A 10699-nucleotide genomic window follows, 5' to 3' on the forward strand; every position below is an offset into this window, starting at 1 on the left:
CAGTCAGCACGACTGATAGACAGGAATCTGCGTACAAAAGCACCTTTTGAATCATAACATGGTCTAATAATATTGTCAACAAGTTGAGTTGAAAATGCTAAAAGTTTTTTTATCTTTTTTGCACTTTCATTAGTATACTCCTACTCTCTATTTTTTTAAAGCTTTCTTTACTAAATAACAGATATTTATTGTAACTTATTGAATCGAGGCGAAAAAAATGCAGACAAGTATCTTGTTTTTACTTATTTGGTTTACAGGGTGTTGTTTTGGTTCTTTTTTAATGGTAGTTGGTTTAAGAGTGCCTATTCATCAATCTATTGTCTTTCCACGTTCTCACTGTCCGAATTGTCAGCAAACATTGCAGGTTTTTGAGCTGATCCCTATTTTATCTTATGTTAATCAAAAAGGGCGGTGCCGAAATTGTAAACAGCCTATTTCCATTTTATATCCTTTAGCCGAAGCTTTCACTGGAGCTATCTTTTTAGCTACCTTTTTAACTTTCCTGTATTCCCCAACAGAAGGTTTATTTGTTATCGGAATCATTTCCTTCAGTCTTATCTTTATCATTACGGATATTTGCTATCAACTCTTACCTGACCGTATAATGCTTTTTTTCTTGTTGTGGGTTTTCTTAGGTCGTTTGGCACTCCATCCTCACCCTTTCAGCTCTTATCTTTTTAGCGGTTTTGGTTTTTTCTGTTTTTTTTACCTGCTTTATCAGTTCTCTTCTACTCCTATAGGTGGCGGTGACGTAAAATTATTCGGTATCATCGGATTATTACTTGGTTATAACTTAACTTTGATTGCTATTATGATTGCTTGCTTTTTAGCACTTTTAATTCATTTTCCATTAGTGGTCAGCAAAAAAATCCCCTATAAACATCCTATTCCATTTGCCCCCTTTATTTTTTTAGGAACATTTTCGGCATATTTTTTACAAGATTTTTTCACGACTTGGTTGTTAATGTAAAATTAAAAAATTCATCACTAAAAAAAGTATTCGCACACTGTATTGAGAGATTTATCGTATTTATATGGTGTGCAAATGCTTGTTAAGCACCATAGGGTTAATACATATACACTTGTATAGTCTTTAACTTGATTTTAAATACTATATGATAATCCATTCATCCTTAACACGGTACTTCACGCCCCTTTAATTGAATTGTTCTAGTTCAAAAAACAACATTTTAATCATTTGCTAAAATGAACAAAAAAAAGAGCCCTCATATTAGATATGAGGAACTCTTTTCAAGTTATTTAGGTTCGATTTGGTCATTGATACTGTAAACATTTTCGCTTACAACGCCAACGCCTTTAGGTTTCATTTTACGGTATTTAGCCATTCCGGTACCAGCTGGAATAACTTTACCAATGATAACATTTTCTTTCAATCCTAATAACGGATCACGTTTTCCACGAATAGCAGCATCAGTTAAGACACGTGTTGTTTCTTGGAATGATGCAGCAGATAAGAAACTATTTGTTTCAAGGGAAGCTTTTGTAATTCCAAGCAATACAGGACGAGCCGTTGCAGGAATTCCGCCAGATACCAATGTGTCAAAGTTTTTATCTGTGTAATCATGAATGTCAATCAATGTACCTGGTAAAATATCTGTTTCACCTGGATCCATTACGCGTACTTTACGTAGCATTTGACGTACCATAACTTCGATATGTTTGTCGCCGATTTCTACCCCTTGCATACGGTATACTTTTTGAACTTCACGTAGCAAGTAGTTTTCAACAGCAAGCACATCACGAACACGTAATAATTCTTTAGGATCAATTGAACCTTGGTCTAATGCTTCACCACGGTGGATAATATCTCCTTCTTCAACTTTCAAACGTGCAGAGAATGGTACTTGGTAAGAACGAGTATCCGTATCTCCCTTGATTGTAACTTCTTTCGTACGAGCTGCTGGATTTTCATCGATCGATACGACTTCCCCAGTAACTTCAGTAATGACAGCTTGACCTTTAGGGTGACGAGCTTCAAAAATTTCTTGGATACGAGGAAGCCCTTGAGTAATATCATCTCCGGCAACCCCACCTGTATGGAACGTACGCATTGTTAATTGAGTACCGGGTTCTCCGATTGATTGAGCGGCAATTGTTCCAACTGCTTCTCCAACTTCAACTTCAGAACCGGTTGCTAAGTTACGGCCATAACAATGTTTACATACACCGTGTTTAGTATTACATGTAAATACGGAACGAATCGTAATTTCTTCGATTCCTGCAGCTATTATCTCTCTTGCAATGTCTTCAGTAATAATTTGGTTTTCACCAATAATAACTGTTCCATCTTCAGGGTTAAAGACTGTTTTACGAGTGTAACGTCCTAATAGGCGTTCTTCAAGTGGTTCAATTACTTCGTTTCCTTCTTTGATTGCTTGAATCACTAATCCACGGTCAGAACCACAGTCTGTTTCACGAATGATAACATCTTGTGCAACGTCAACTAAACGACGAGTCAAGTAACCTGAGTCGGCTGTTTTCAAGGCTGTATCGGTCATCCCTTTACGAGCTCCATGGGTAGAGATAAACATTTCTAAGACAGATAATCCTTCACGGAAGTTAGAAGTAACCGGTAATTCCATGATTTGACCATTCGGTGCAGCCATCAATCCACGCATACCAGCAAGCTGAGTAAAGTTGGAAATATTCCCACGGGCACCAGAGTCACTCATCATGAAGATTGGGTTAAGGTCATTCAAACTTTCCATTAAGCGGATTTGAATGTGATCTTTTGTTTTGTTCCAGATATCAATAACACGTTCATAACGTTCTTCATCCGTAATTAAACCACGACGGAATTGTTTCGTTACTTTTTCAACTTGTTTATGAGCATTATCTAGAATTTCTTGTTTTTCTTCTAATACTACGATGTCGGAGATACCAACTGTAATACCAGCTTTTGTTGAATATTTGTATCCTAGATCTTTCATTCTGTCTAGCATTTTAGACGTTTCAGTTATTTTGAATCGTTTGAATACTTCAGCAATGATATTTCCAAGATTTTTCTTTTTGAATGGTTTGACTAATTCTTGAGCTTGAATGTGTTCAAGAACATTTATGCCACCTTCAACAAAATAGCTGTCTGGAGTTTGCACTTCTAAGTTACTTTGTGTTGGTTCATTCATATACGGGAATTCATTTGGCATGATATCGTTAAAGATCAATTTACCAACAGTAGTGATCATTAATTTATCTTTTTGCCATTCAGTAAATGGTTTGTTTGGAATATCAGTTGGTTTGATTGCAATTCTAGAATGCAAATGAACATATCCGCTTTGGTAAGCAAGCATTGCTTCATTCAAACTACTAAATTGCATTCCTTCGCCTTCGCGTCCTTCTTCTTCCATTGTTAGATAATAGTTACCTAACACCATATCTTGAGATGGTGTTACTACTGGTTTACCATCTTTTGGATTTAAAATGTTTTGGGCAGCTAGCATCAACATACGAGCTTCAGCTTGTGCTTCGTCACTTAAAGGTACGTGGACAGCCATTTGGTCACCATCAAAATCGGCATTATACGCTTCACATACTAATGGGTGAAGACGGATAGCTTTACCTTCAACAAGAACGGGTTCAAATGCTTGAATTCCAAGTCTGTGTAAAGTAGGTGCGCGGTTCAATAGTACTGGATGTTCACGGATAACTTCTTCTAAGATTGGCCAGATAGCATCATCTTGACGGTCAATTTTACGTTTTGCATTTTTAATGTTACTCGCAATATCACGTGAAACTAACTCTTTCATTACAAAAGGTTTGAACAATTCAATTGCCATTTGTTTTGGTAAGCCACATTGGTACATTTTCAAGAAAGGTCCAACAACGATAACAGAACGTCCTGAATAATCGACACGTTTACCTAGCAAGTTTTGACGGAAACGTCCTTGTTTCCCTTTAAGCATATGTGACAATGATTTCAATGGACGGTTACCTGGTCCAGTAACTGGACGGCCACGACGACCATTATCGATCAATGCATCTACTGCTTCTTGCAACATACGTTTTTCATTTTGTACGATAATGTTTGGAGCGTTTAAATCTAATAAACGTTTCAAACGGTTGTTACGGTTGATTACACGACGGTACAAGTCATTTAAGTCACTTGTAGCGAAACGTCCACCTTCTAATTGAACCATTGGGCGAATTTCTGGTGGGATGATAGGAATAACATCCATTACCATCCATGAAGGGTGGTTTCCAGAATTACGGAATGCTTCTAAGATATCTAAGCGACGAATAGCACGTGTCCGTTTTTGACCTGTAGTTGTTTTTAAGATTTCTTTTAATTCTTCAACTTCTTGATCCAATTTAACATCGTTTAAGAGTTGTTTAACCGCTTCTGCTCCCATTTCAGCTTGAAATTCATTGCCGTATTGTTCACGTTTTTCACGGTATTCTCTTTCTGTTAATAATTGTTTCTTTTCTAATGAAGTGCTACCTGGTTCGATAACCACATAAGAGGCAAAGTAAATGATTTCTTCAAGAGCACGCGGACTCATGTCTAAGACAAGACCCATACGACTTGGAATACCTTTAAAGTACCAAATGTGAGAAACTGGTGCTGCTAATTCAATATGACCCATACGTTCACGACGAACTTTTGAGCGTGTAACTTCTACTCCACAACGGTCACAAACAATCCCTTTATAACGGATACGTTTGTATTTTCCACAAGCACATTCCCAGTCCTTTGAAGGTCCAAAAATACGTTCACAGAACAAGCCATCACGTTCTGGTTTTAAGGTACGGTAGTTAATGGTTTCTGGTTTTTTTACTTCACCATAAGACCAACTACGGATTTTATCTGGAGAAGCCAAACCAATCTGCATGCTTTCAAAATTATTAACGTCTATCAAGGGGCTAACCTCCCTTTATTTTTGTTGAGCTGCCCTACCTGCTCTATTGTTTTTTTTATAGATAGTGGTATCTATCTTTGTTTTAAAAGGAGTGCTCGAATAGTCACTTAAGTCATGTCAACTTATGAACCATTCGAGTTCTGCCCGTTTTAGTCTTCTTTTAATCTTTCTTGTTCAGCTGCTTCAGCGCGAATCTTTTCTTGCTCTTCAGCATATTTATTTAATGCATCTGGGTTCACGATATCGTCATCATCATCCATATCACGCAATTCAATTAATTCATCATTTTCATTTAGCACTTTCATGTCTAAACCTAATGATTGCAATTCTTTTACTAATACGCGGAATGATTCTGGAACACCTGGTTTTGGAATTTTTTCGCCTTTAACAATTGCTTCATACGTTTTCACACGACCAACAACATCATCGGATTTGTAAGTTAAGATTTCTTGTAGTGTATAAGCTGCCCCATACGCTTCAAGAGCCCAAACTTCCATTTCTCCAAAACGTTGTCCACCAAATTGAGCTTTACCACCCAATGGTTGTTGTGTAACTAATGAGTAAGGTCCAGTTGAACGTGCATGTAACTTATCATCAACCATGTGGGCTAATTTAATCATGTACATAACTCCAACAGAAATACGGTTATCGAAAGGTTCTCCTGTGCGTCCATCATATAATACAGTTTTCGCATCAGCAGCCATTCCAGCTTCTCTAACAGTGTCCCATACATCTTCATCTGACGCTCCATCAAATACTGGTGTTGCAATGTGGATACCTAACTGACGAGCAGCCATTCCAATGTGCAATTCTAATACTTGTCCAATATTCATACGTGATGGTACCCCTAATGGGTTCAACATGATGTCAACTGGAGTTCCGTCAGGCATAAATGGCATATCTTCTTCCGGCATGATCAAAGAGACAACCCCTTTATTACCATGACGTCCGGCCATTTTATCCCCTTCGTTAATTTTACGTTTTTGAACGATGTAAACACGAACAAGCATATTTACGCCTGGTGATAATTCATCGCCTGCTTCACGAGTAAAGATTTTAACATCATGAACTGTTCCGCCACCACCATGTGGTACACGAAGAGATGTATCTCTAACTTCACGAGCTTTTTCACCAAAGATAGCATGTAATAGACGCTCTTCAGCAGATAATTCAGTTACCCCTTTAGGAGTTACTTTACCAACTAATAAATCGCCATCTTTTACTTCAGCACCGATACGGATAATTCCCATTTCGTCTAAGTCTTTCAAAGCGTCGTCTCCAACGTTTGGAAGTTCACGAGTAATTTCTTCAGGCCCAAGTTTTGTATCACGTGCTTCTGATTCAAATTCTTCAATATGAATAGAAGTGTATACATCATCTTTAACTAAGCGTTCGCTCATGATGATAGCATCTTCATAGTTATAACCTTCCCATGTCATGAAGGCTACTAATGGGTTTTGACCTAAAGCCATTTCGCCATTTTCCATAGAAGAACCATCGGCTAAGATTTCACCTTTTTCAACGCGATCGCCTTTTTCTACGATTGGGCGTTGGTTGTAACAAGTACCTGAATTTGAACGACGGAATTTTGTTACCGCGTATTTGTTCAAAGCACCATTTTCTTGACGTACGCGGATTTCATTTGCATCTACGTATTCAACGATACCATCATTTTTACAAATCAATGCAGCTCCTGAATCTCGAGCAGCTACGTGTTCCATACCCGTTCCAACAAGTGGTCCTTGAGGGTGGATTAATGGAACAGCTTGACGTTGCATGTTTGCTCCCATAAGAGCACGGTTACTATCATCATTTTCTAAGAACGGAATACAAGCTGTTGCTACTGCGACTACTTGTTTAGGAGAAACGTCCATGTAGTCAACACGACTAATAGGAACCTCTAAGTTTTCTTCCACGTAACGAGCAAGTACAATATCATTTGTAAATGTGCCATCTTCATTTAATGGAGCATTTGCTTGTGCAACAACATAGTTATCTTCTTCGTCAGCTGTTAGGTAATCAATTTGATCCGTAACAACACCTGTTTCGCGGTCAACACGACGGTAAGGCGTTTCAATGAAACCAAATTTATTTACTTTAGCGTAACTTGATAGACTGTTGATTAGTCCAATGTTTGGACCTTCTGGTGTTTCAATCGGACACATACGGCCATAATGGGAATAATGCACATCACGAACTTCATATCCAGCACGGTCCCTAGTTAATCCACCGGGTCCTAATGCAGATAGACGACGTTTATGAGTCAACTCACCCAATGGGTTTGTTTGGTCCATGAACTGAGACAATTGAGATGAACCAAAGAATTCTTTGATTGATGCTACAACTGGACGAATATTGATCAATTGTTGCGGTGTAACTGTAGCCATATCTTGGATAGACATACGTTCACGAACCACACGTTCCATACGAGACAAACCAATACGGAATTGATTTTGCAACAATTCACCTACTGAACGAATACGACGGTTTCCTAAGTGGTCAATATCGTCTACATTGCCAATACCTTCTTGTAAGTTAAAGAAATAACTCATAGAAGCTAAAATATCAGCTGGTGTAGCATTTTTTGTTTCATCAGCAATTATTTTGTTTCCAATCATATTTACAACGCGTTCTGGGTCTTTTTGAGAAAAGACTTTTACAACTTGTAATTCTACAGGTTCTGGAACAACACTGTCTTCTGATGGATAATATGTCACACTGTTTAAACCAGCAGTCAAATACGGTGTTAACTTGTTCATTTGATCACGGTCTAAAAATGTACCTGCTTCAACAATGATTTCGCCTGTTTCAGGGTCAACTAATGTTTCAGCCAATGTTTGATTGAATAAACGTGTTGCTAAGTTTAATTTTTTATTTACTTTGTAACGACCAACATTTGCTAAGTCATAACGTTTTGGATCGAAAAAGCGAGCTGTTAATAAGCTTCTTGAACTATCCGCTGTTTTGGGCTCACCTGGACGAAGACGTTCATAAACATCTTTCAAGGCTTCTTCTGTACGAGAATCGCTAGCGTTTTTGTGCAAATCTTTTTCCATTGTTAAACGAAGACTTTCGTTGTCACCAAAGATTTCCAAAATTTGATCATCTGATCCAAATCCTAATGCACGAACCAATACAGTTAATGGTATTTTACGTGTACGGTCTATACGAACATAAGAAAGGTCTTTTGCATCAGTTTCAAATTCAAGCCATGCTCCACGGTTAGGGATAAGAGTTGAACCAAATCCTTCTTTACCGTTTTTATCTAATTTTCCATGGAAATAAACACCTGGAGAACGTACTAATTGAGAAACGATTACTCGTTCTGCTCCGTTAATAACGAATGTCCCCATTTCTGTCATTAATGGGAAATCGCCAAAGAAAACTTCTTGTTCTTTAACTTCTCCACTTTCTTTGTTAATTAAACGTAATTTAACATAGATTGGAGCTGAATAGTTTGCGTCATGTGAGCGAGCTTCTTCAACGGTATATTTAGGTTCTTGTAACTGGTAATCCGTAAATTCTAATGAAAGATTTCCAGCAAAATCATCGATTGGAGAAATGTCTTTAAACATTTCGCGTAATCCTTCATCTAAGAACCATTGGTAAGAATCAGTTTGAATTTCAATTAAATTTGGAAGTTCTAAAACCTCATGGATACGTGAAAAACTTCTACGTGTACGGTGCTTACCGTAATTTACTAAATGGCCTGCCAACCTGTTCACCCCTCAAACTGTTTTTAGTGTGGTCGTTCTAAGCAAATTAATATATTTCATTTACGTTACTTTTATTAAAAACAAGTAACAATCTATATATCCGTCTATTTTTTGGCAAAAAAAAACCAAAAGATTCGTGAACTTTTAAAAAATAAAAATCCATTTCCTTTTGTTTTCTTCTTTAAACTTGTTCTGGACAATATTTCAAAACAAGTTTTTCTTCTTTAAGACACACTATATGCATTAGATTATTTTACATTATTACTCTGGTTAAGTCAATCATTTTTTTAGTTTTTCACACTTTGAATAATCCAATACCCTTTATCTTTAACCATTACTTGAGCATTGCCAAATGTTTCTTCCATTTTAGCCTTAGCACTCGGTGCACCTTGTTTTTTCTGAATCACAATCGTCAACGTACCACCCTTTTTTAATAGCTCAAAAGCACCGGTTAAAATACCATGAACCACTTCCTTACCCGCACGAATAGGAGGATTGCTAACGATTGCCGCAAAATCTTTCCCTACTACTGATTCATAGATATCTGATGTATGGATCAACACATTTGACAACCGATTATTTGATGCATTTTGCTTAGCTAATCCCAGTGCCCGCTCATTGACATCAACCATTTCTACTTTACGTTCAGGGTCATCTTTTGCTAACGCCAAGCCCATTGGACCATATCCGCATCCAACATCTAATAGATCACCTGGAATCATTCCTGAAAAATCAAAGGCTTCAATTAATAATCGAGAACCAAAATCAACCGTTTTTTTAGAAAACACTCCTGCGTCAGTTACGAATTTAAACTCTTGCCCACGCAATGTATATGTCCAAGCAGCTGTTTCACTTACAACATTGGGTTTATTAGTAAAATAATGATCTGCCATATTTATTCCTCCTTAATTTAGCTTTCAAACAATTCACTTATCACTCAATAAAGATAAAAAAGACACGCAGCGAACTGCGTGTCTTTTTCAAAGCAAAATAGAGTTAAATTATTTAACTTCTACAGATGCTCCAGCTGCTTCTAAAGCTTCTTTCAAAGCTTCAGCATCTTCTTTAGAAATGTTTTCTTTGATTGCTGCTGGTGCTCCATCAACTAATCCTTTAGCTTCTTTCAAGCCAAGGCCTGTAGCTTCACGTACAGCTTTGATAACTTTAATTTTTGAGTCTCCAGCAGAAGTTAATTCTACTGTAAATTCAGTTTGTTCAGCTGCTGCTGATTCTCCAGCACCTGCTGCTGCTACAGGAGCTGCTGCAGTTACGCCAAATTCTTCTTCGATTGCTTTTACTAAGTCGTTTAATTCTAAAATCGTTGATTCTTTCAAGTCAGCAACGATTTGTTCAATGTTTAATGCCATTGTTGGTTTCCTCCATTATTGGGTATTTTTTTTTGGTTCAACTTGCTTGATATTCAAGAAAAACTCGCTTAATTAAGCTACTTCTTCTTTTGATTCTGCAACTGCTTTGATAGCAAGTGCAGTATTGCGAACTGGTGCTTGAAGTACAGATAACAACATTGATAACAAACCATCGCGATCTGGTAATGTTGCAAGAGCATTGATTTCAGTAGCTGAAGAAACACGTCCTTCAATTACGCCACCTTTGATTTCTAATGCAGCTGCTTCTTTAGCAAATTCAGCGATAATTTTTGCAGGTGCTACCACGTCATCATTACTAAACGCAATTGCTGTAGGTCCTTTAAAAACATCGTCCATTCCTTCTAAACCTGCTGCTTCTGCTGCACGGCTTAAAACTGAATTTTTGATAACTTTCATTTGGATTCCTGCATCACGTAATTGTTTACGTAAATTAGTCACTTCTTCAACAGTTAATCCACGGTAGTCCATTACGACTACTGAAGCTGCTTCTTTAAATTTAGTTGATGCTAAATCAACTAATTCTTGTTTTTTTGCGATTGCTGCTTGACTCATTAATTTTTCACCTCCCGATCGATTGGCTAGAATTCTTTGTTTTCAAAAGCTTAAAGGCTCATTAAACGCAAAAAACTCTACGTCACCTTAGACATAGAGGGATAATTGTATGTTTTCACATATTCATCCTCGGCAGGAAATTAAGGCATCAGCCACCTACTGTCTT

At 37.4% G+C, this 10699-nt stretch carries 6 protein-coding genes and 1 other annotated feature; of the genes, 1 reads left to right on the plus strand and 5 read right to left on the minus strand.

The window, feature by feature from the left end; translation table 11 throughout:
• Window positions 1-217: 217 nt before the first annotated feature.
• Window positions 218-970, plus strand: coding sequence for a prepilin peptidase (locus CAT7_RS11345; RefSeq protein WP_007725714.1), 753 nt, complete (start codon window positions 218-220; stop codon window positions 968-970).
• Window positions 971-1256: 286 nt separating this feature from the next.
• Here CAT7_RS11345 and rpoC read toward each other — a convergent pair whose 3' ends face one another.
• From rpoC to rplJ, 5 genes are all read right to left on the minus strand, one after another.
• A complete protein-coding gene (gene rpoC, locus CAT7_RS11350) occupies window positions 1257-4877 on the minus strand; it encodes a DNA-directed RNA polymerase subunit beta' (RefSeq protein WP_007725716.1) in 3621 nt (1206 codons plus the stop codon).
• Between the two features lie 149 nt (window positions 4878-5026).
• A complete protein-coding gene (gene rpoB, locus CAT7_RS11355; RefSeq protein WP_007725718.1) occupies window positions 5027-8593 on the minus strand; it encodes a DNA-directed RNA polymerase subunit beta in 3567 nt (1188 codons plus the stop codon).
• Between the two features lie 287 nt (window positions 8594-8880).
• On the minus strand, window positions 8881-9486 hold the full coding sequence (locus CAT7_RS11360) for a class I SAM-dependent methyltransferase (protein ID WP_007725721.1): 606 nt from the start codon (window positions 9484-9486) through the stop codon (window positions 8881-8883).
• Window positions 9487-9594: 108 nt separating this feature from the next.
• Window positions 9595-9960, minus strand: a complete 366-nt coding sequence (gene rplL, locus CAT7_RS11365; protein ID WP_007725723.1) for a 50S ribosomal protein L7/L12 — start codon at window positions 9958-9960, stop codon at window positions 9595-9597.
• Between the two features lie 72 nt (window positions 9961-10032).
• Window positions 10033-10533 (minus strand): 50S ribosomal protein L10, encoded by a 501-nt coding sequence (gene rplJ / locus CAT7_RS11370; protein WP_007725725.1) that lies wholly within the window; start codon window positions 10531-10533, stop codon window positions 10033-10035.
• A gap of 59 nt (window positions 10534-10592) precedes the next feature.
• Window positions 10593-10699 (minus strand) — a sequence feature (ribosomal protein L10 leader region). This feature is flagged as partial in the annotation.

It is taken from the genome of Carnobacterium sp. AT7, assembly GCF_000171855.1.
Classification (GTDB): domain Bacteria; phylum Bacillota; class Bacilli; order Lactobacillales; family Carnobacteriaceae; genus Carnobacterium_B; species Carnobacterium_B jeotgali.

What these genes read in the sequence shown, in the direction of transcription:
- CAT7_RS11345 (WP_007725714.1), top strand. Translation starts at nt 218, where the DNA reads ATGCAGACAAGTATCTTGTTTTTACTTATTTGGTTTACAGGGTGTTGT.
- CAT7_RS11360 (WP_007725721.1), bottom strand. Translation starts at nt 9,486, where the DNA reads ATGGCAGATCATTATTTTACTAATAAACCCAATGTTGTAAGTGAAACA.
- rplL (WP_007725723.1), bottom strand. Translation starts at nt 9,960, where the DNA reads ATGGCATTAAACATTGAACAAATCGTTGCTGACTTGAAAGAATCAACG.
- rplJ (WP_007725725.1), bottom strand. Translation starts at nt 10,533, where the DNA reads ATGAGTCAAGCAGCAATCGCAAAAAAACAAGAATTAGTTGATTTAGCA.